General features: G+C 70.5%; 22 protein-coding genes and 1 pseudogene. 18 read left to right on the top strand and 5 right to left on the bottom strand.

What is annotated here, in order from left to right:
- Nucleotides 1-3 precede the first annotated feature (3 nt).
- From trmD to LVQ62_RS15355, 6 genes are all read left to right on the top strand, one after another.
- Nucleotides 4-1,164, top strand: coding sequence for a tRNA (guanosine(37)-N1)-methyltransferase TrmD (trmD, locus tag LVQ62_RS15380; protein ID WP_233762901.1), 1,161 nt, complete (start codon nt 4-6; stop codon nt 1,162-1,164).
- A 201-nt stretch (nt 1,165-1,365) separates the two neighbouring features.
- Nucleotides 1,366-1,737, top strand: coding sequence for a 50S ribosomal protein L19 (gene rplS, locus LVQ62_RS15375; RefSeq protein WP_179479789.1), 372 nt, complete (start codon nt 1,366-1,368; stop codon nt 1,735-1,737).
- A 146-nt stretch (nt 1,738-1,883) separates the two neighbouring features.
- On the top strand, nt 1,884-2,978 hold the full coding sequence (lepB, locus tag LVQ62_RS17910; protein ID WP_370639637.1) for a signal peptidase I: 1,095 nt from the start codon (nt 1,884-1,886) through the stop codon (nt 2,976-2,978).
- Between the two features lie 7 nt (nt 2,979-2,985).
- A complete protein-coding gene (gene lepB / locus LVQ62_RS15365) occupies nt 2,986-3,801 on the top strand; it encodes a signal peptidase I (protein ID WP_233762899.1) in 816 nt (271 codons plus the stop codon).
- A 4-nt stretch (nt 3,802-3,805) separates the two neighbouring features.
- Nucleotides 3,806-4,612, top strand: a complete 807-nt coding sequence (locus tag LVQ62_RS15360; RefSeq protein ID WP_233762897.1) for a ribonuclease HII — start codon at nt 3,806-3,808, stop codon at nt 4,610-4,612.
- Nucleotides 4,609-4,914, top strand: a complete 306-nt coding sequence (locus LVQ62_RS15355; protein WP_179479794.1) for a DUF2469 domain-containing protein — start codon at nt 4,609-4,611, stop codon at nt 4,912-4,914. The genes LVQ62_RS15360 and LVQ62_RS15355 overlap by 4 nt, the downstream gene beginning before the upstream one ends.
- On the opposite strand, the gene LVQ62_RS15350 is transcribed toward LVQ62_RS15355, so the two are convergent.
- The gene (locus LVQ62_RS15350; RefSeq protein ID WP_233762895.1) at nt 4,815-6,173 is read right to left on the bottom strand and encodes an esterase-like activity of phytase family protein; all 1,359 of its coding nucleotides are present in this window, start codon (nt 6,171-6,173) and stop codon (nt 4,815-4,817) included. The genes LVQ62_RS15355 and LVQ62_RS15350 overlap by 100 nt on opposite strands.
- Nucleotides 6,174-6,363: 190 nt before the next feature.
- On the opposite strand from LVQ62_RS15350, the gene LVQ62_RS15345 reads away from it, so the two are divergent.
- The 5 genes and pseudogenes from LVQ62_RS15345 (at nt 6,364) to LVQ62_RS15330 (ending at nt 10,318) form a co-directional block, all read left to right on the top strand.
- The gene (locus LVQ62_RS15345) at nt 6,364-6,753 is read left to right on the top strand and encodes a YraN family protein (protein WP_179479796.1); all 390 of its coding nucleotides are present in this window, start codon (nt 6,364-6,366) and stop codon (nt 6,751-6,753) included.
- Nucleotides 6,750-8,279: a YifB family Mg chelatase-like AAA ATPase gene (locus LVQ62_RS15340; RefSeq protein WP_233762893.1), complete on the top strand. Its 1,530-nt coding sequence runs from the start codon at nt 6,750-6,752 to the stop codon at nt 8,277-8,279. The genes LVQ62_RS15345 and LVQ62_RS15340 overlap by 4 nt, the downstream gene beginning before the upstream one ends.
- 56 nt (nt 8,280-8,335) lie before the next feature.
- Nucleotides 8,336-9,094, top strand: a pseudogene (gene dprA / locus LVQ62_RS15335) (DNA-processing protein DprA); the annotation flags it as partial.
- A gap of 138 nt (nt 9,095-9,232) precedes the next feature.
- Nucleotides 9,233-9,370, top strand: a complete 138-nt coding sequence (locus LVQ62_RS17905; RefSeq protein WP_370639713.1) for a hypothetical protein — start codon at nt 9,233-9,235, stop codon at nt 9,368-9,370.
- 9 nt (nt 9,371-9,379) lie between these two features.
- On the top strand, nt 9,380-10,318 hold the full coding sequence (locus LVQ62_RS15330; protein WP_233762888.1) for a tyrosine recombinase XerC: 939 nt from the start codon (nt 9,380-9,382) through the stop codon (nt 10,316-10,318).
- A 4-nt stretch (nt 10,319-10,322) separates the two neighbouring features.
- On the opposite strand, the gene LVQ62_RS15325 is transcribed toward LVQ62_RS15330, so the two are convergent.
- A complete protein-coding gene (locus LVQ62_RS15325) occupies nt 10,323-11,300 on the bottom strand; it encodes an NBR1-Ig-like domain-containing protein (RefSeq protein ID WP_233762886.1) in 978 nt (325 codons plus the stop codon).
- 194 nt (nt 11,301-11,494) lie between these two features.
- Here LVQ62_RS15325 and LVQ62_RS15320 point away from each other — a divergent pair, with 194 nt between their 5' ends.
- Nucleotides 11,495-12,352 (top strand): C40 family peptidase, encoded by an 858-nt coding sequence (locus LVQ62_RS15320; protein ID WP_233762884.1) that lies wholly within the window; start codon nt 11,495-11,497, stop codon nt 12,350-12,352.
- 74 nt (nt 12,353-12,426) lie between these two features.
- Nucleotides 12,427-13,215 carry a hypothetical protein gene (locus tag LVQ62_RS15315; RefSeq protein WP_233762883.1) on the top strand — a complete coding sequence of 263 codons (789 nt, stop codon included), beginning with the start codon at nt 12,427-12,429 and terminating at the stop codon, nt 13,213-13,215.
- A 72-nt stretch (nt 13,216-13,287) separates the two neighbouring features.
- Here LVQ62_RS15315 and LVQ62_RS15310 read toward each other — a convergent pair whose 3' ends face one another.
- The 3 genes from LVQ62_RS15310 to LVQ62_RS15300 all read right to left on the bottom strand — a co-directional run bounded on the left by LVQ62_RS15310 (nt 13,288) and on the right by LVQ62_RS15300 (nt 15,969).
- Nucleotides 13,288-13,776: a M23 family metallopeptidase gene (locus LVQ62_RS15310; RefSeq protein WP_233762881.1), complete on the bottom strand. Its 489-nt coding sequence runs from the start codon at nt 13,774-13,776 to the stop codon at nt 13,288-13,290.
- An 86-nt stretch (nt 13,777-13,862) separates the two neighbouring features.
- Nucleotides 13,863-14,759, bottom strand: a complete 897-nt coding sequence (locus tag LVQ62_RS15305; protein ID WP_233762879.1) for an SMP-30/gluconolactonase/LRE family protein — start codon at nt 14,757-14,759, stop codon at nt 13,863-13,865.
- Nucleotides 14,760-14,778: 19 nt separating this feature from the next.
- Complete coding sequence (locus LVQ62_RS15300; RefSeq protein ID WP_233762877.1) at nt 14,779-15,969, bottom strand: pyridoxal phosphate-dependent aminotransferase; 1,191 nt, start codon at nt 15,967-15,969, stop codon at nt 14,779-14,781.
- Between the two features lie 281 nt (nt 15,970-16,250).
- On the opposite strand from LVQ62_RS15300, the gene rpsB reads away from it, so the two are divergent.
- The 5 genes from rpsB to LVQ62_RS15275 all read left to right on the top strand — a co-directional run bounded on the left by rpsB (nt 16,251) and on the right by LVQ62_RS15275 (nt 20,768).
- Complete coding sequence (gene rpsB, locus LVQ62_RS15295; protein ID WP_233762875.1) at nt 16,251-17,237, top strand: 30S ribosomal protein S2; 987 nt, start codon at nt 16,251-16,253, stop codon at nt 17,235-17,237.
- A gap of 57 nt (nt 17,238-17,294) precedes the next feature.
- Nucleotides 17,295-18,122 carry a translation elongation factor Ts gene (gene tsf, locus LVQ62_RS15290; RefSeq protein WP_233762873.1) on the top strand — a complete coding sequence of 276 codons (828 nt, stop codon included), beginning with the start codon at nt 17,295-17,297 and terminating at the stop codon, nt 18,120-18,122.
- 355 nt (nt 18,123-18,477) lie between these two features.
- On the top strand, nt 18,478-19,209 hold the full coding sequence (pyrH, locus tag LVQ62_RS15285; protein WP_233762871.1) for a UMP kinase: 732 nt from the start codon (nt 18,478-18,480) through the stop codon (nt 19,207-19,209).
- Nucleotides 19,210-19,266: 57 nt separating this feature from the next.
- Nucleotides 19,267-19,833 carry a ribosome recycling factor gene (gene frr, locus LVQ62_RS15280; RefSeq protein ID WP_179479812.1) on the top strand — a complete coding sequence of 189 codons (567 nt, stop codon included), beginning with the start codon at nt 19,267-19,269 and terminating at the stop codon, nt 19,831-19,833.
- Between the two features lie 23 nt (nt 19,834-19,856).
- Complete coding sequence (locus LVQ62_RS15275) at nt 19,857-20,768, top strand: phosphatidate cytidylyltransferase (protein ID WP_233762869.1); 912 nt, start codon at nt 19,857-19,859, stop codon at nt 20,766-20,768.
- The last annotated feature ends 26 nt before the right edge of the window (nt 20,769-20,794 follow it).

The raw sequence follows: 20,794 nt of genomic DNA, 5'->3' as shown, positions 1-20,794 counted from the left end.
CCGGTGCGCATCGACGTCGTCTCGATTTTCCCCGACTATCTCGCCCCGCTCGACCTGTCGTTGATCGGCAAGGCGCGGCGCGACGGCCTGCTCGACATCCGGGTGCACGACCTGCGCGATTTCACCCACGACCGGCACCGCACCGTCGACGACACGCCGTACGGCGGCGGCGCCGGCATGGTGATGAAGCCCGAGCCGTGGGGTGAGGCGTTGGACGCGCTGGCGACGCAGGGTGATCCTCGGCCCGTCCTGATCGTGCCGGGGCCCGGTGGCGAGCCCCTCACCCAGCGCACCGCCCGTGAGCTCGCGGACCGGGAGTGGCTGGTCTTCGCGTGTGGTCGCTACGAGGGCATCGACGAGCGGGTCTACGAGCACGCCGCCGACCGGATGGACGTGCGCGTCGTCTCGCTCGGCGACTACGTGCTGAACGGCGGCGAGGTCGCCGCGCTCGCCATCATCGAAGCGGTCGCGCGGCTGCTGCCGGGCGTGATCGGCAACGCCGCGTCGCTCGATGAGGAGTCGCACGAGGACGGATTGCTCGAATACCCCGTCTACACCAAGCCCGCGCAGTGGCAGGGCCGTGCCGTGCCGAACGTCCTGCTCTCCGGCGACCACGGCGCGATCGCCCGTTGGCGCCGCGAACAGCAGCTGCATCGCACCGCCCGTCGGCGCCCCGACCTGCTGCACGCCTCCGCTGCGGCGGATCCCGACGACCTGGCACTCGTGCCGGCCGGCCCGGGCGACGTGGGGGAGCTGCTCACCCTGACGCACGCCTGCTGGCTCACGACCGGCATCGAGAACGACACCCTGCAGATCCCCGCCCAGCACGAGACCTACGAGTCGCTGGCCGCCTCGCTGCAGATCACGTCGACCTACGTCGTGCGCTCCCACGGCCGGCTCGTCGCGTCGGCGAGGGGCAGGCTCGACGGTGACGCGTGGGAGATCGAGCGGGTCATGGTGGCGCCCGACCTGCGCGGACGGGGCCTCGGGCAATGGCTGCTGGAGCAGATCGAGGCGCAGGCGCCCGAGGAGGCGACGGCGTACAGCCTCTTCACCGGCGAACGCAGCCTCGGTCCGCTGCGGATGTACCGCAGGGCGGGATACCGGCGCGCCGGCCAGGGTCCGTTCGGGCGGACCGTGCGGCTGCGTAAGCCGCGCGCCTGATCCGCACCGGTCCGGTGTGCTCGATTTCAGCCCTGGCGCCCCGGTCTGGCAGACTGTGCAGTCGCGTCGTGCACGCAAGCGGACCCCCGCCACAGGGGGACGTGACCCCGAGAATCTTCGGGGCATGTGGTCCGAGCAGCTCGACGCACTCCCCGTTCATCAACGGTGGCGACCTGTGGCGCCACGAGGAAGTAGCTCGTCATGCATAAGTTCGACGCGATCGACGCCCCCAGCCTCCGCAGCGACATCCCCGACTTCCGCGCCGGTGACAACGTCAAGGTGCACGTGAAGGTCATCGAGGGCACGCGCAGCCGCGTGCAGATCTTCCAGGGTGTCGTCATCGGCCGTCACGGCGGCGGCATCGGCGAGACCTTCACCGTCCGCAAGGTCAGCTTCGGCGTCGGCGTGGAGCGCAAGTTCCCGCTGCACACCCCGGTGATCGACCACATCGAGGTCGCTTCCCGCGGTGACGTGCGCCGCGCGAAGCTGTACTACCTGCGCGACCTGCGCGGCAAGGCCGCCAAGATCAAGGAGAAGCGCGACGTTCCTTCGGTCAAGCCCGTCAAGGCCTGAACCGCCCGAGTCATCGACTCAGCACGCACCGACGATGGCGCGATCCCCGCGGGGGTCGCGCCATCGTCGCGTTCGCCGCGACGCGCCGCCCCGCTGAGGTCGTCCCTGCACGGCCCCGTCCCATCTTCGTGGGGCACACTCTCGTGGTGACATCCGATCCCGGGGGCAGAGGACGCGGACCCAGACGGTGGTTGCGTCCGGGTACCCACGCCTGGAAGCTGCCGGCCGGCGCCACCCGCCCACAGAAGGTGCTGGGCCCGTTGCCGGGCCCCGCGCAGCCCTCCACCGACGGCTCCGACACGACGGACGCGACGCGGGTCGGTCCCGTCCAGGACCCTGCCGACAGCCCCACCCTTCCCCAGCGCAGGCTCGGGCCGCTCCCGAAATCTGCGTCTCCCGTCGCCGCCGACCCGGCCGACGAGCCCACCATCGGTCTGCGGCTGCACCGGCCTCCCCAGCCCGGTCCGGAACCGACCGCTGACGCCACCGCGACGCAGGCTCCGCGAAGGGACGTCCCGGTCCCAGCGGCGACGGAGGAGCCGGTGCAGGAACCGGCCCCCGCCGCGCCGCAACGTCGTACGCAGCGCTGGCTCGTCGCGATCCGCGAACTCGTGCTGGTCGTGGTGATCGCGATGCTGTTGTCGTTCGTCATCAAGACCTTCCTGCTGCAGCCCTTCTGGATCCCTTCGGAGTCGATGGAGCCGGCGCTGGTGCCCGGTGACCGTGTCGTGGTCAGCAAGCTCACACCGGGACCGTTCGACCTGCACCGCGGAGACGTCGTGGTCTTCGACGATCCCGACAACTGGCTCGGCGACGAGGGGAGCGCCCCCAATCCCGGCCCGGTGCAGAAGCTGCTCGAATTCGTCGGTCTCTACCCCGCGGGGGACAACCACCTCATCAAGCGGGTGATCGGAATGCCCGGTGACCATGTGACGTGCTGCGACAGCGCCGGCAAGATCACCATCAACGGCGTCGCGATCACCGAGCCGTACCTGGCGGCGGGCACCAAGCCCAGCCTCACCCGATTCGACATCACCGTCCCCGCGGGCAGGATCTGGGTGATGGGCGACAACCGCGGCGACTCGGGGGACTCGCGCTATCACGACGACGGGTCGGGTGCGACCGGGTCGGTGCCGATCAAAGACGTCACCGGGCGGGCCGATGCAGTGGTCTGGCCCCTCGACCGCATAACCTGGCTCGGCAACTACTCCGCGACCTTCGCGAAGGTTCCTTCCCATTGACGGACGTATGACTGACGACTCCCGCAACCGCCCCCCATCGGGCGCCTCCTCCGACGCTTCGGCGCACCGCGCCGCATCGGACACCCCCGACGACCGCCCGGCACCGGGCGAGGTACCAGCCACCGCCGAGCACCCCCGGCCTCATCACCGCTGGGTGTTCCTGCGGGAACTGGCCATCGTCGTCGTCATCGCGCTCGCGCTGTCCTTCCTGGTGAAGACCTTCCTGGTGCAGCCGTTCTCGATCCCGTCGCCCTCGATGGAGAACACCCTCATCACCGGCGACCGGATCCTGGTCAGCAAGTTCACCCCGCAGCACTCGGCGCTGCACCGCGGCGACGTGGTGGTCTTCTCCAAACCGAACACCTGGGGTCCGGACGAGTCGAATCCCGGCCCGGTCAAGCGGATCGTCAAGGACGCCCTGATCGGCGTCGGGGTGCTGCCCGGGGGGCCGGACCACCTGGTCAAGCGGGTCATCGGACTGCCCGGGGACCACGTCGTGTGCTGCAACTCCAAGGACCAGATCACCGTCAACGGGTACGCGATCACCGAGAAGTACCTGCCGCCGGGCGAGAAGTCCGACGACGGACCCGACGCCCGGTTCGACATCACGGTGCCCGCCGGGAAGGTGTGGGTGCTCGGCGACAACCGCGCCGACTCCGCCGACTCGCGTGTGCACAATCTGGACGGCAAGGGCGTCGACGGGACGGTGCCGATCTCCGACATCACCGGTCAGGTCGTCGCCATCGCCTGGCCGATCAGCCGTATCGGCGGATTGCCGACGTACGGCTCGGTCTTCGCCGATGTGCCCAAGCCGAGACCATGACGCCATGACACCCGCTCGACCGAGCCTGCGCGTGGAACGTGCGTTGCAGCGCGAGGGCCACCGGTTGCTCTGCGGCATGGACGAGGTCGGTCGCGGTGCTCTCGCCGGGCCGGTCTCGGTGGGCGCGGTCGTCATCGACGAGCACTGCCCGACCGCGCCCCAAGGGGTGCGCGACTCCAAGCTGCTCACCCCCGCAGCGCGCGAACGGCTGGTGCCCCGGCTGCGTCGGTGGGCGGTGGCGTACGCCGTCGGCCACGCCAGTGCCGCCGAGATCGACCGCATCGGCATCATGGCCGCGCTGCGCCTCGCCGGCCGACGTGCCCTGGCGATGCTCGACGTGCAGCCCGACCTGGTGATCCTGGACGGTAACCACGACTGGCTGTCGGACCGCGAGGCGGCACCGGTGCTGCTGTCCGTCGAGCAGGTGGCCGGGGCCCAGCCGGATCTGACGGCGGCCGGAGCGGACGGTGTCGGCCGCCCGATCCCGCCGGTCACCACGATGATCAAGGCCGATATGAAGTGCTCGTCGGTGGCTGCGGCCAGCGTGCTGGCGAAGGTCGAGCGTGATGCGATGCTGCGGGACTTCCACGAGGCGTATCCGCAGTTCAACTGGGCCGGCAACAAGGGATATTCGGCGCCCGATCATCTGGCAGCCATCGAGTTGCACGGGCCGTGCGAGCTGCATCGGCGCAGCTGGCGACCGTTCGGCGGTATGGGCGAGGGCGCCGATGGCGCAATCGTCCGCGCGTCCGCCGGCGCCGCGGATACGGTCGAACAGGGTGCACCGGACGCGATGAAGGAGTGGGCGTGAGCGCGGAGGACCTGGAGAAGTACGAGACGGAGCAGGAGCTCGCGCTGTACCGCGAATACCGTGACGTGGTGGGCTTGTTCAGCCATGTCGTGGAGACCGAGCGCCGGTTCTACCTGTGCAACGAGGTCGACGTCCTCGTCCGCGGTGAGGGCGCCGAGGTGTTCTTCGACGTGCGGATGAGCGACGCGTGGGTCTGGGACGTCTACCGCCCCGCCCGGTTCGTAAAACAGGTGCGCGTGATCACCTTCAAGGACGTGAACGTGGAAGAGCTGCCGGCCCGCGAGATGGAGCTGCCCGACTGAGCGAAGCGAGGTCGGGCAGGTTCGGCTCGCCGGAGAGCGATACCGAGATGGAGCTGCCCGACTGAGCGAAGCGAGGTCGGGTAGGTTCGGCTCGCCGGAGAGCGATACCGAGATGGAGCTGCCCGCCTGAGCCGCTGAACTGCGTCAGTGTCGGGGAAGGGGGCCTGCAGGCGCAGCAGCCGGGTGGTCTGGGTGGCGCTGAAGTTGTCGTCGGAGACGAGCAGCACCTGCGCATCGCGACCGTGCCGCGTCTCGATCGTCATGCCCTCGTAGTTGTCCATCAGCGGGTTGGTCTGGGGCTCCTTCGCGGTGGCCCCGAGGCTCGGGCACGCGGTCACGTTCGACACCAGTGTCTTGGGCAGCACCGCGTGCGGAGAGTTCCCGAGGTCGCCGATCGCGCTGACGTCGCGGGCGTGGCGGGTGTGCACGGCGTACAGCTCGATCGCGTTGCCGGTCGCGGGCTCGTACGCGGCCTCCATCACCAGCAGCCCGTCGCGACCGTAGGCGGCGACCTCGGAGATCCGCATTCCCGGATCGACGTGGTACCCGAGCTGCCGCGTGAGTGCGTAGCCGTGACGGCCCTTCGTGTAGACCAGGATCCGGCGGTAACCGGCCTCGCCGGTGGATGAGACGTCGCCGCTGAGGGTGCCTTCCATCGCGGCGTAGATCGTGGCCCCGTCGGGGGAGATCGACAGGCCTTCGAGGGTGGCGTTCGGCGTCGCCTCGCCGATCGGCGGCACGTGCAGGCGCGTGGGGACGGGCAGTTGCGCCACCTCGCGGCCCGATCGGTCGAAGACGCGGATCGACGGCTCCACCTCGGAGCTGACGAGGTAGTCGCCGCTCGGCAGCACCGTGAGCCCCTCGGCGTCGAAGTCGGCACCGGTGTACGGCGTCCCGTCGGCCTGCGTCAGGGTGAGGGTGCCGGTCACCTGAGGGTGCGCGGCATCGCGGAAGAACCACATCCGGGACGCCTGGTCACCGGAGTGGTCCTCGATCGCGGCGTACGCGTGGCGGCGGGCGTCGTACGTCAGCGCCGACAGCCCGCCCACCTCGGCGCCCAGGGTGTTCAGCTTGTCGAGGGCGTCGCTGTAGCCGACCGCGCGGGCGCGCGGCGGGCAGTCGTAGACCGGCCGGTGCCCGTGGCCGTGCCGCTCCGCGCTCGCGGCCTGTGCGGTGGACGTGAGGGGGCCGAGGACGAAGACGGCGGCCAGGGTGGCGGTGCAGATGGTGGCGGCATGAGTGATGCGACGAGCGTTCATCGGGGGTCCTCGCGACTCGGGAACGGTCCGGTCCAGTCCGTCCGACGGTAGCGGCGCGACGGCATGTCGTCACGGGAGTCCGTGCTCGTCCACATCCCCCTCCGCTGTCGCAGCCCGTCCACAGCCGCGATGACGGCGGCTGCCGACCCTGGCGCTCCCACGCCAGGGTCGGTGGCGGAGGTGATGAGGGATGAAGAGTTCGGGACCAGCACATCGGGTCGATCCGCGTCATGCGCTCGGGCGCGCGGGTGAGGACTACGCCGTGGACTATCTGCGGTCGCAGGGCATGGTGGTGGTCGAGCGCAACTGGCGGTGCCGCGAAGGTGAGTTGGACGTGATCGCCTTCGACGAGGCCCACGACACTCTCGTCATCGTCGAGGTGAAGACCCGCCGCACCACGACGTTCGGATCACCGGTCGAGGCGGTCACCCGGCTGAAGGCCGCGCGACTGCGGCATCTCGCGCACGCCTGGTTGCGCGAGCACCCGGTCGGTGTGGCAGCGGTGCGCATCGACGTGGTGGGCATTCTGGTCCGGCCGCACAGTGCACCGGTCGTTGAGCACGTCCGGGACGTCTGGTGAGCCTCGGGCGGACCCGCAGCGTCACGCTGCGAGGGATCGACGGGACGGTGGTCGACGTGGAGGCCAACGCGTCGCAGGGCCTGCCCGCGTTCACGATCACCGGGATGCCGGACGCCGCCTGCCGGCAGTCGCCGGAGCGCATTCGCGCGGCCTGCGGCAACAGCGAGCTGGAGCTGCCCTCGGGGCGCATCACGGTCAACCTCTCGCCGGCCGCCCTGCCGAAACACGGATCCGGCTTCGACCTGGCGATCGCCGTTGCCGCGCTCGCGGCCACCGGCGCCGTCGACGGCGAGGTCGTGCGCGACATCGTCCACCTGGGCGAGCTCGCGCTCGACGGGTCGATCCGCCCGGTGCACGGTGTCCTGCCCGCGGTGCTCGCCGCGGTGGCGGCAGGGGTGACGCACGTCGTCGTCCCTGCTGCGAACGCCGCGGAGGCGGCGCTCGTCCCGGGCGTGCTCGTGACGCCGATGCGCACCCTCCCTGAGCTGGTCGCCCGCTACGACCTGGTCAGGAAACGACGTCCGCTGCCCGACCTGTCCATCGACCCGCCGTCGGCCGCGGCTGCACGACCGCTGCCCGATCTGTGTGACGTCTCCGGTCAGGAGGAGGCCCGGCACGCGCTGGAGGTCGCGGCCGCCGGCGGGCACCACATGGCGATGATCGGTCCGCCCGGTGCTGGAAAGACGATGATCGCCGAGCGCCTGCCCGGCATCCTGCCGCCCCTCGAACGCGCCGAGGCGCTGGAGGTCACCGCCATCCACTCGGTGCTCGGAGCCCTCGGCGCCGAGGTGCTCATCGAGCGCGCGCCGTTCGTCGCGCCGCATCACGGTGCGTCGATGGCGGCCGTGATCGGCGGCGGGAGCGGCCCCATCAGGCCGGGCGCCGTGAGCCGCGCCCACCGTGGCGTGCTCTTCCTCGACGAGTCGCCCGAGTTCCGGCGCGACGTCCTCGACGCGCTGCGTCAGCCGCTGGAAGCCGGGCGGGTGACGATCGCCCGTGCCGACCGGGTCGCCACCTACCCGGCACGGTTCCAACTGGTGCTGGCGGCGAACCCCTGCCCGTGCGGCAAGAACTTCGGCAAGGGCGGTGCGTGCAGTTGTTCGGTGCTGATGCGGCGCGGTTACCTCAACAAGCTCTCCGGTCCGCTGATGGACCGGGTCGACGTCCATCTGCAGGTCGCTCCGGTGACCCGAGCCGGCCTGGCAGGTCCGGGCGGCGAGCCGAGCGCCGCCGTGGCAGCGCGCGTCGTACGTGCTCGCGAGCGGCAGGCACGTCGCTGGCACGGCTGCGGGTGGCTCATCAACGGAACGGCACCGGGGCCGGCGTTACGCGGTCGGTGGCGGCTGCCGCGCGAGACGACCGGAGTGCTCGACCGGGCGTTGGAGACGGGGACGCTCACCATGCGCGGATACGACAGGTGCCTGCGCGTCGGGTGGACTCTGGCCGACCTGCAGGAGCTCGACGCGCCCGGCCCGGAGCATCTGCTGCGAGCCCTTGCCCTGCGCACCAGCCAGGCGGCGGCGTGAGGACGCGCACCGACGAACGGACGGCCCGGGTGGCGTTGTGCAAGGTGGGGGAGCCGATGGACCCGACGATCGCCACCCTGGTCCAGGAGCGAGGACCGGTCGGCGCCTGGCAGGCGATCGCCACCAACGCCGACGGGGCCTACGACCGATTCGCCGCCCGCGTGTCCGACCTCGATCTGGCCCGGGTCCTGCACGCGGCCGACCGCCTCGGCATCGAGGTGCTGGTGCCCGGCGACCCGGGGTGGCCGCGCGGGCTGGATGATCTGGAGTTGGCGCCGCTGTGCCTGTGGGTGCGCGGCTGCGTCGAGCTGGCCGGCGTGCTCGCGCGCAGCGTCTCGGTGGTCGGCGCGCGGCTCGCGACGGCGTACGGCGAGTCGGTCGCCGGGGAGATCGCCCACGATCTGGCCGTGCGCCGCTTCACCGTCGTGTCCGGCGGCGCGTACGGCATCGACACCGCCGCCCACCGCGGCGCACTGGCCGGTGACGGCGTGACGATCGCGGCCATGGCGGGCGGCGTGGACCGGCTCTATCCGGCCGGCAATCACGATCTCCTCGAGGAGATCGCCCGTACCGGTGCCGTGGTGTCCGAGTGCCCGCCGGGCGCGTCACCGCAGCGTCACCGCTTCCTGGCACGCAACCGCCTGATCGCGGCGATGACGCCGGGCACCGTGGTGGTCGAGGCGGGCATCCGGTCCGGCTCGCTCAACACGGCGCGTAACGCCGAGCGGCTGCACCGGGTCGTGGCCGCGGTGCCGGGGCCGGTGACCTCGACGGCGAGCGTCGGCACGAACGAACTCATCCGGCAGGGGATCGCGTCGCTGGTGACCGACGCGGCCGAGTGTGCGGAACTCTTCGGAGAGCTCGGCGCGGACCTCGCGCCACGGGTCGAGGGGGCGCCGGCGGTCGGAGACGACCTGCCCGAGGTGCCACGTCGCGTGCTGGAGGCGTTGCCGGTGCGCAGATCCTCGACGGTCGACCAGTTGACGCGATCCGCCGGGTTGTCCGTGGGTGACGTGCTCGGCGGACTGGGGGCACTGGAGATGCGCGGGCTGGCGGCGCGCTCCCCGGACGGGTGGCGACGCGCGGGCTAGCGTGGCCGGGTGACGAGCGACGCATCGGACGTGAGCACGGCACCCAGCGAGGTGCTGGAATCCCTGCCGGCCTTCGAGCGCCACCTGCGGTTCGAGAAGGGCCGCTCGGAGCACACCGTCCGCGCCTACCTGACCGATCTGCACGGCCTGGCCGACTTCCTCTCGAACGCCGGCGTCACGGCGCTCGCCGACATCGGGTTGGCGGATCTGCGGTCCTGGCTCGCCGAGCAGGACCGGGCGGGCGCGGCGCGCACGAGCATCGCCCGCCGCGCCGCCGCGGCGCGGGGCTTCTTCCGCTGGGCCCGGCGCACGGGCCGGATCGAGGTGGATCCGGCGCTGCGCCTCGTCTCACCCGCCCGTGGCCATCATCTACCGGCCGTCCTGCGTCGCCAGGAGGCGGACGAGCTCCTGACGCTGGCCGGTACGGCGGCCGACGACAGCGACCCGGTGCGGGTGCGTGACCACGCGATGCTCGAGTTGCTCTACGCCAGCGGGATCCGGGTCGGCGAGCTGGTCGGGCTCGACGTCGACGACGTCGACCTGGCGACGGGGGTGGTCCGCGTGATCGGCAAGGGAGACAAGGAGCGCACGGTCCCGTTCGGGGTGCCGGCGGCCGACGCGATGCACCGGTGGATCTCCCACCGGCCCACGCTGGTGACCCCGGCTTCCGGGGCCGCGATGTTCCTCGGCCGCCGCGGCAGTCGGGTCGACCCGCGCACCGTGCGCACCAGCCTCACGGCCCTGGTGCGGGAGATGCCGCAGACCCCGGCGCTCGGACCGCACGGCCTGCGGCACAGCGCCGCCACACACCTGCTCGAAGGCGGCGCCGACCTCAGGATGGTGCAGGAGCTGCTGGGCCACGCGAGCCTGTCGACCACCCAGATCTACACCCACGTGTCCGTGGAACGGTTGCGGGCGTCGTACACCCAGGCCCACCCGAGGGCCTGAGAGGTCAGTTCACGACGTACACGTAGAAGTAGACGGGACGATTGCCCGGGAACGTACGTCGACCCTGAGCGTCCAGCATCTCGAACTTCACGTAACAGGTCCGAGCCGTCGACGGTGCGGTCACCGCGATGGAGACGACGGCCGAGTGTCCGGGTGCGGTGGAGGGGACCACCGCGCGCTTCGGTGTCCGACAGTCCGTGGCGCCCTGGGGCGGACCCATCCGCGAGAGCGAGCGACCGGTCCATGTGACCGACCCGACGTTGTCCAGGCGCCACTCCTTGGTGAACTTCTGCCCCACCTTCACCGTTGCGCAGTCCGGATAGGAGATGTCCGCACCGAACGTCGAGGAGTCCCCGGGGGTGACCGGCGACATCGGCGACGCTGCTGCCTTCGAGACCACGCATCCGGACGAGCTCCCACCCGACTGGCCGGGGTCCGTCTGCCCCGCGGCCACCTGCGGAGCGGCCGTGGACGACGTTGTGGACGGGCTCGCGGAAGAGGAGCGCCTGCTCAGGGCGAGGAAGAGGCCGGCGACGGCGATCGCCGCCACCAGCACGATCGCGACGGGCACCCAGGTCGGCTCCCACCAGCGGTGGCGGGGGCGGTCCCCCGAGACCGCGGCGCCGGTCGTGTCGTCAGCCGGGGGTGCGCCCGCGGAGGCCGCAGACGTGGCGACGGGCTCGGAGGCGACGGGGGAGGTGCTCGGTGTGGCGGGCTCCGTCGACGGGTCGACCTGGCGCGCGGCCGCGTGCCAGCGTTCCTGCCACGGCGCGGGGTCGGCACCACACGCGAGGACGAACTGCTTGGTGGTGTCCCACGACGGGAAACGGTTGCCCGAGGCCGCCTCGTGCAACGTCGTGTGCGAGATGCACCCGGAGGTCTCGGCCATCTTACGGAACGAGGGACTGCCAACGGACTCCCGCAGCGCGGACAGCTCGTCGGCGAATCGTTGCACCGTCTGCTGACGGTCGTTGGTCGGCACGCTCGTGCTCCTCGGTCGTCGCGTCGTCCAACCGTCCCCCAACGGTTGCTCCCGCCGCAATGTAACGGCAGAACGTGTCTGTAAGACGGTGTCAGGTGTCGTCAGGTTCCGTCCACGGGTGCCGAACAGCCCGTCCTGCCTGCGAACTTCGTTGCCATGCCGCGCATCCGGCGCAGCGACGAAGGAGGCATCGCATGTCCATCCGCACCAGCACCAGAACACCGCTTCGGATCCTCACGGTAGCGGGCCTGACCGCCGCCATCGGGGTCACCACGGTCGGCCACGGGATGAGCGCCGACGCGGCCACCCGATCGTTCCCGGCGAAGGTGACGCTCAACGGGCGCCAGCACATCGGGGACAGCGCCAACGCCAAGGGCGCCGTCGTCGACAAGTACAAGGCCGGCCACCAGGTGCCCGTCACCTGTCAGGCCGCTCACAAGGGCACGCTGTGGGACAAGACGACCGACAAGCTCTGGGTGCCGGACAAGTACCTCACCACCGGCACCGACGGCTACGTGTCCGGGATGTCCAAGTGCGCCCAGGACGACGGTTCGCTGGCGTCCAAGCGCTACGGCCGGATCGATGGCCCGCGCGGGCCGCAGGGCGGCACCCACGCACAGAAGGTCGACCGGGTCATCGCGGCCGCCAAGTCCCAGACCGGCAAGGGCCTCACCTACTCCTGGGGTGCGGGCGGCAAGGGCGGCCCCGCGTACGGCGTCGGCACCTCCCCGAGCGGTTACCACGACTCGAACCGGTTCGGTTTCGATTGCTCCGGCTTCACCCTCTACGCGTTCTGGAAGGGCGCGGGCGTGGACGTCGGCTCCAACACCACGGCGCAGTACGCGCACGCGCACCGGGTCAAGCGATCCCAGATGCAGCGGGGCGACCTCGTCTTCTGGGGCAGCGGATCGAGCACCCACCACGTCGCGATCTACCTCGGCAAGGGACGGATTCTCGAGGCTGATGTGCCTCGCGACAGCCACAGCGTCCGTGAGGCCGCGCTGAGCGCACCGGGCTCGGACCTCATGCCGTACGTCGTCCGACCTGTGTGAAACCTGAACGCGACTCGCTGCGTCACATCACCACGTCAACCCCGAGAACCCAACCGTCACAAAGGAGCACGATCATGAGCACCACCACTATCACGAAGTACGCCACCCGAGCCGGAGCCGTCGCGGGCATCGGCGCGGCCGGCCTGCTGGCCCTCAGCGGAGCTGCCTCCGCCGCGGGTCACGCGGGCACCGTCCACACCCACGGGTCTCCGTTGACGGCACGTGCGTCGGCGTCGACCTCGGCGCGCAGCACCGGCAGCTACGCCAACGGTGCCAAGGTGACGATCTCCTGCCAGACCAACGGATCGAAGGTCACGGGTATCTACGGCACCAGCACCCTGTGGGACAAGGTCGGTAAGGGCTACGTCTCCGACACGTACGTAAAGACCGGCAGCGACGGCCGGGTCGCGCCGCAGTGCGGCAAGACCCCCGCCCCGCCGACGTCCACCAAGGGCTGCTCGACCAAGGGTCTCAACGACCCGCACTCGTGTGGTGCCGCGGTGGCGTGGGCCAAGGCCCACCTCGGCCGGAGCAGCTCGGACTACGCCCACCGGTGCGACCACGTCGTGGCCCTCGCCTACGGATTCGGCGCGAGCGGCTCGCAGTCCGCCAACTCGCACTGGGCGGCCATCCCGGGCAAGTACAAGCACAGCGGTGACACCACGGTCCCCGCGGGCGGCCTGGCGTTCTTCCACAGCAGCAGCTTCGGGCACGTGATGATCTCGCTCGGCGGCGGCAAGTTCGCCTCGAACGACATCCACGGCAACGGCACGTACACGACGACGACGATCGCTGAGATCAAGAGCAAGTGGGGCGAGCACTACGTCGGGTGGGCGCAGCCCTGGTTCCAGGCGAACCACTGACAGATCGAACGGCAGCAGCGGACCGGCACTCGTCCGACGACGGGTGCCGGTCCCGCGCGTGCGCGGGAATCGTCACGGTGTCAGCGGGACCAGGATCGGGACGAGAGCCCGCAGCAGGGTGAGCGGATCTCGGTAGACGTCCGGCGCGACGAGCAGCCCCCAGTGCAGACAGGCCCGCGGCGCGCGGTGGCTCTGCACCGCGGTGAGGGTGGCGATCTGCTGACCGGCACGCACCTGCGTCCCGACCGCGAGACCGCCGGTGACCGGCTCGTACGTCGTGTGCCACCCGTTCGGGTGCGCGACCGTGAGGACCCCGCGTTCGGCGACCGCCCCGCGGAAGAGCACGACTCCGTCACCGGCGGCGAGCACCGGCTGACCGGGGCGACCCAGCAGATCCACCCCGCGGTGCCCGGCCGCCCAGGGCTGCGGTGGCGCGTCGTACCCGCGCACGAGGCTCGGTCGCGGGTCGAGCGGCCAGACGTAGCCGGTGGTGGGAGCGGGCACCGCGGCGGGGCCGGCCAACAGTGACCACACGGTGGCGAGCACCAGCATCAGATCCATGGGCAGCAGCGTGGATGCGGAGCGCCTGAACGGTCATGGGCGACGCGGGCGCCTGTGGATCGCCGAGGGGGATGTGGACGAGCGGACTAGGGGCGGCCGGCACGCGGCACCGACACGGTGACCGCCTTGATCTGTGCCCCGCGGGCCACGCTTCGGGCGTGTTCGTCGAAGTCCGGTGCGCACGACATGAAGAGCGTGGTGCCGTCGGACCCGCCCAGCATGCACGCGAACACCCCCGTGCCCGGGCGCACCTCGTCGAGGATCTCGCCGCCCTCGCGCACCCGGACGACGCGTCCATGGCTGGCGTCCGCGATCCAGAGGCAGCCCTCGGCGTCGAGCCCGCACCCGTCGGGCGCCACGACGCCCTGGGGTACGGCGGTCGCCAGGTCGCGCGCCGTCGGCAGTTCGCCGAACTTCGCCCAGTCCCTGCGGGGCCCGAGCGACCCGTCGGCGGCGATGTCGAAGGCGGACACCCGGTTGCCGAAGGTCTCATCCACCAGCAGGAGGCCGTCGTCGGTGATCACGCTGCCGTTGGGAAACCACAGATCGTCGGCGACCTTCGTCACGGAGCCGTCCGGGTCGACCCGCAGGAGGGGAGCCGTCTCGATGTCGTCGCCGGACATCAGGTCGAAGCCGAAGTTGCCGACGTACGCCCGGCCCTGCCCGTCGACGACCATGTCGTTGGGGAGCCCGGCCACATGGCGCGCCAGGTCGGCGTGCTCCACGAGCGACCCGTCCGCGGTCCGGCGCAGGATCTTGGCGTCCTTCATCGAGACCACCAGCAGATCGCCGCCCGGCAGCCAGCCGAGCCCCGAGGGCTGGGCCGGCACGTCCGCCTCGACCCGCAGGTCGGAACCGTCCTCGGCGACCGAATACACCTGGTGCAGATAGAAGTCCACGAACCACAGCCGACCCTGGTGCCACCGCGGGCACTCGGTGTAGGACATCCCGGACAGCACCGTTCGCACCGCGTGATCGCTCATCGCTCGAACGTAGACCCGCTCAGTCCGCCAGGTGGGCCAGTCGCCGTACGCCCTCGGCCAGGACGTCGTCCTGCTTGCAGAACGCGAGCCGCACGAGCGACGCAGCAGCGACCTCGGCGGCCGGGTCGGCGGGTCTGTCCATGAACGCGCTCACCGGCACGCCTGCCACCCCGACCTGCGTCGGCATGGCCCGGCACAACCGCAGCGCGTCGGGGTCGAAGCGGGCGAGGTCGGCGATGACGAAGTAGCCGCCCGCGGGCACGCTGACCGGCACGTCCAGCCGCCGCAGCCCCTCGACGAGCAGGTCGCGTCGACGTCGCATGGTGTCGCTCAACTCGGCGAAGAAGCGGTCGGGCAGCCCGAGGCCGACGGCGATCGCCGGCTGGAACGGTCCACTGGCCACGAACGTGAGGAACTGCTTCACCGTGCGGACGGCCTGTACGAGCTGCGTCGGGCCGTGCACCCAACCGACCTTCCAGCCGGTGGTGGCGAAGGTCTTGCCGCCCGAGCCGATGGTGAGGGTGCGCTCGGCCATGCCCGGCAGCGTCGCGACCGGGATGTGCTCGCCGTCGTAGACCAGGTGCTCGTAGACCTCGTCGGTCACGACCACGGCGTCGTGCTCGCGGGCCAGAGACGCGATCAACTCCAGCTCGGAGCGGCTGAAGACCTTGCCCGTGGGGTTGTGCGGGGTGTTGAGCAGCACGAGCCGCGTCCGGTCCGAGAACGCCGCGCGCAACGCGTCCTCGTCGACCGCGAAGTCGGGGAAGGCGAGCAGCGTCGTATGGCGTACGGCGCCCGCCAGCGCGATCGAGGCGGCGTAGGAGTCGTAGTAGGGCTCGAAGGTGACGACCTCGTCACCCGGCTCGCAGAGCGCGAGGATGGTGGCGGCGATGGCCTCCGTGGCCCCCGCGGTGACCAGGACCTCGGTGTCCGGGTCGACGTGCAGGCCGTAGAACCGTCGCTGGTGGGCGCTGATCGCCTGCCGCAGCACCGGCACACCGATGCCCGGCGGGTACTGGTTCTGGCCGGAGTCGATGGCACCCTTCGCCGCGTCCAGCACCTCCTGGGGGCCGTCCGCGTCGGGGAACCCCTGGCCGAGGTTCACCGCCGCCGCCGCGGCCGCGCGTTGGGTCATCTCGGCGAAGACGGTCTCGCCGAAACCGCGCATCCGCGCGACCAGGGGCGCGAGCGGCACCGGGGGAGCAGTCATCCCGCCATGCTAGGCGGGCCGATTCGCTCCACGGCCCGCGTGCGCCATACACTGGATCCACGGCCTTGGCGAGATCACCTCGGGTGATGTGGCGAGGGTCGAATTCGCGTGTCCACGTCCGGCGCCGCGCTTCCTCCGGGAGGTGCATGCCGGGGCGCACCCGTCAGTCCGTCCGCACAGCACTTGCTGGGCGAGCGGTCCGGGTCGTCTGGACACCAGGTTCACCGGCGCACCCGTGCCGGTGGAAGACAACTGGAAACATACGACGAAAGGACTTCGGCATGGCCGTCGTCACAATGCGCCAGCTCCTCGAGAGCGGCGTCCACTTCGGGCACCAGACCCGCCGTTGGAACCCGAAGATGAAGCGCTTCATCATGACCGAGCGCAACGGCATCTACATCATCGACCTGCAGCAGTCGCTGACCTACCTCAACGAGGCCTACGACTTCGTCAAGCAGACCGTGGCGCACGGCGGCACGATCCTGTTCGTCGGCACCAAGAAGCAGGCCCAGGAGTCGGTCGCCGAGCAGGCCACCCGCGTGGGCATGCCCTACGTCAACCACCGCTGGCTGGGCGGCATGCTCACCAACTTCGGCACCGTCAGCAAGCGCCTCGCGCGGCTGAAGGAGCTCGAGGAGATCGACTACGACGACGTCGCCGGCTCCGGTCGCACCAAGAAGGAACTTCTGGTGATGAACCGCGAGAAGGTCAAGTTGGAGCGCACCCTCGGCGGTATCCGCGACATGGCCAAGGTCCCCTCGGCCGTCTGGATCGTGGACACCAAGAAGGAGCACCTGGCTGTCACCGAGGCTCGGAAGCTGAACATCCCGGTCATCGCGATCCTCGACACCAACTGCGACCCCGACGAGGTCGACTACAAGATCCCGGGCAACGACGACGCGATCCGCTCCGTCACGCTGCTGACCCGCGTGGTCGCCGACGCCGTCGCCGACGGTCTCATCACCCGTTCGCAGGGTCGTTCCGGCGAGGGCGAGGCTGCCGAGCCGATGGCCGAGTGGGAGCAGGAGCTGCTGAACTCCCAGGCCGCTGCCGCCGACACCGACACCGCTGCCGGTCCGTCGCAGACGGCCCAGGCCGCCGTGGAGACCGCCGACGCCGATGTCACCACCGGTGACGCCGCGGGTGTCGAGGCCGCCACCGCAGCTGCCGCTGCCGAGACCACCGGTGAGGCTGCGGCCGCTGCCGAGGCTCCGGCTGCCGAGGCCGCGTCCACCGAGGCACCGGCCGGCGACACCGCGGGCGCCTGAGCGTTCGCTCGTCGTACCCACTTTTCACGACTCTTCGCGAAGGAGCGAGGCATAGCTATGGCGAATTACACCGCCGCTGACATCAAGGCGCTGCGCGAGTCGACCGGCGCCGGAATGCTCGACGTCAAGAAGGCGCTCGACGAGGCCGACGGCGACCAGGCCAAGGCGACCGACATCCTGCGGGTCAAGGGCCAGAAGGGCGTCTCCAAGCGTGAGGGCCGCACGACGGAGAACGGCCTCGTGGCCGCCTCCGCCGGTGACGGCGTCGGCACGCTCGTGGAACTGCTCTGCGAGACCGACTTCGTGGCCAAGAGCGCGAAGTTCGGCGACCTCGCGGACGCCGTGCTGAAGGTCGCGGTCTCCTCGGGCGCCGCGGACGCGGAGAGCCTGCTGGTGGCGACCGGCGAGGACGGCAAGACCGTCAAGGAGTTGCTGGACGACGCCAACGCCACTATCGGCGAGAAGATCGAGATCAAGCGGGTGGCCCGTGTCAAGGCCCCCGTCGTGGCCGCGTACCTGCACAAGACCAGCCCCGACCTGCCTGCGCAGATCGGTGTCCTGGTCGGTGCGAGCGGTAGCGAGCAGACCGCCCGCGACGTCGCGATGCACGTCGCGGCGTTCAGCCCGACGGTGCTGCACCGCGACGACGTCGACGAGGAGACCGTGGCCAACGAGCGCCGCGTCGCCGAGGCGACGGCCCGCGAGGAGGGCAAGCCCGAGCAGGCCCTGCAGCGGATCATCGAGGGACGGGTCAACGGCTACTTCAAGGAGAACGTGCTGCACGACCAGCCGTTCGCCAAGGAGCCGAAGAAGACCGTCGCGAAGGTCGCCGACGAGGCGGGCGTGCAGATTGTCAACTTCGTCCGCTTCAAGGTCGGGGTCTGACGAAACACGCAGCGCAGGGTGTGCCGAGCGTAGCGAGGCGCGCCCGCAGCGAAGTGTGATGAAGACGCCGAGAAGGCTCGGGGTCTTCCTCACCGCACCTGATGCGTCAAACCGCGCGGGACACGAGGGTCAGCCCTTGTGTCCCGCGCGGTTTCTGCGTCCCAGGGCCTTGGAATCGGCAGTTCGGTCACTTTCCGGCACCGGCGTACGCGGTCGGGGTGGGTAGTTGGCGCTGCGGTCATTCTCCTGCACCGGCGCAGCCCGGCGCCTGCCACGGAGGTCGGCGTGGCAGCACTTCGAGAATCTGTGGAAGTATCTACCGACCCCTGGACGCCGATCACTCGGGAGTAACCACGTGACCACCCAGACCCCCATCGACCGCCCGGCTCGGGTACTGCTCAAGCTGTCCGGCGAGGTCTTCGGCGGGGGAGCCGTCGGGGTCGACCCCGACGTCGTGAAGGACATCGCCGAGCAGATCGCCGTCGCTGCGCGCTCCGGCGTGCAGATCGCCGTCGTGATCGGCGGCGGCAACTTCTTCCGCGGCGCCCAGTTGCAGCAGAAGGGCATGGACCGGGTCCGCGCCGACTACATGGGCATGCTCGGCATCGTGATGAACTGCCTGGCCCTGCAGGACTTCCTCGAGAAGGAGGACGTCGACACCCGGGTGCAGACGGCCATCGCCATGGGCCAGGTCGCCGAGCCGTACATCCCACGCCGCGCGATCCGCCACATGGAGAAGGGCCGCGTCGTGATCTTCGGTGCGGGGATGGGCATGCCCTTCTTCTCCACGGACACCGTCGCCGTGCAGCGTGCCCTGGAGAGCCGCTGCGACGTGGTGCTGGTGGCCAAGAGCGGCGTGGACGGGGTCTACACGGCCGATCCGAAGCTTGACCCCGCCGCGACCCGGATCGACGAGCTCACCTACGGCGAAGCCGTCGAGCGGGACCTGAAGGTGCTGGACCAGACGGCATTCGCGCTGTGCGCGGAGAACAAGCTGCCGATGGTGGTGTTCGGCATGGAGGGTCAGGGCAACATCGCACGCGCGCTGCAGGGTGAGAGGATCGGCACGCTGGTGTCGCCGGCCTGACCCCTCGGTCGTACGACGCCCACCCTCAACCACGCAGTATCGAAGGAGTTCCCCACTATGGACGGCAGCATCGACGAGAGTCTCTTCGACGCCGAGGAGAAGATGGAGAAGGCCGTCGAGGTCGCCAAGGAGGACTTCTCCGGCATCCGCACCGGCCGTGCGAACGCGGGGATGTTCAACAAGCTGCTGGTCGACTACTACGGCGCCCCGACTCCGCTGCAGCAGCTCGCGTCGTTCCAGACGCCCGAGGCGCGCACCGTGCTCATCCAGCCCTTCGACAAGGGCTCGATGGCCGCGATCGAGAAGGCGCTGCGCGAGTCTGATCTGGGCGTCAACCCCGGCAACGACGGCAACTTGATCCGGATCCAGCTGCCCCAGCTGACCGAGGAACGGCGCCGCGACTACATCAAGCTGGCCCGGAACAAGGGCGAGGACGCCAAGGTGTCCATCCGCAACATCCGCCGGCGTGCCAAGGAAGAGATCGACAAGCACGTCAAGGACGGCGACGTCGGCGAGGACGAGGGCTCCCGCGCGGAGAAGGAGCTGGAGAGCACCACCAAGAAGTACGTCGACGTGGTCGACGAGATGATGAAGAGCAAGGAGTCGGAGCTGCTCTCGGTCTGAGCGCGCTCCACCCCACCCTGCCCATGCCCGATCAGTCGCCGCCTCCCGGACCGCTGACCCGACGGGACGCACGAGCGGGCCGCTCCGACGCGGCGCCCGTCGGCGCCACCGCCGACAAGAGCAACCCCACTCCGCGGGCGGGTCGCAACCTCTACGCCGCGGTCGGTGTCGGCGTCCTCCTCGGCGTCCTGGTGCTCGCCTCCCTCTTCATCCGCAAGGAGTTCTTCGTCGCACTGGCGACGCTCGCCTCGGTCGTCGGGGTGTGGGAACTGCTGCGCGCGATGCAGCACGGCCGGATCTACCCGCCGGCCGTTCCGACGCTCGTCGCGGCGGCCGCCGTACCGGTGATCGCCTATCAGTGGGGACCGGTCGCGCTCGCCTCGTCGGTCGTGCTCGCGGTGCTGGTGGTCGTGGTCTGGAGGTCCTTCGGCGACGAGGAGTCGGCCGTCCAGGACGCCGCGGGCGGGACCTTCGTGGTGCTCTACGTGCCCGCCCTGGTCGGTTTCGCGATGCTGCTGCTCGACGAGCACAACGGGCCGCTGCGCATCGTCACCTTCGTGCTGGTCACCATCGCCAGCGACGTCGGTGGCTACGCGGTCGGCGTCGTCTTCGGCAAGCACCCGATGGCCCCCAGCGTGTCGCCGAAGAAGTCGTGGGAGGGCTTCGGCGGGTCGGTTGCCTGCTGCATCCTGGCCGGAGCTCTGTCGGTCGCCCTGCTGCTCGACGGGCGATGGTGGGTCGGCGCGCTGCTCGGGGCGCTGGCTGTCGTGACCGCGACGGTCGGCGACCTGTGCGAGTCGATGATCAAGCGCGACCTCGGCATCAAGGACATGAGCAACCTGATCCCGGGCCACGGCGGCCTGATGGACCGACTGGACTCGCTGCTGATCACGGTGCCGGTCGTCTGGGCGATCCTCACCCCGTTCGTCTCCTGATCCGCGAGGGCTGGGAGTTTTCGCGG

This window comes from Allobranchiibius sp. GilTou73, assembly GCF_021391335.1.
Classification (GTDB): domain Bacteria; phylum Actinomycetota; class Actinomycetes; order Actinomycetales; family Dermatophilaceae; genus Allobranchiibius; species Allobranchiibius huperziae.
The sequence above is the reverse complement of the archived record's forward strand: the minus strand, read 5'-3'. Positions and strand labels throughout refer to the sequence as shown.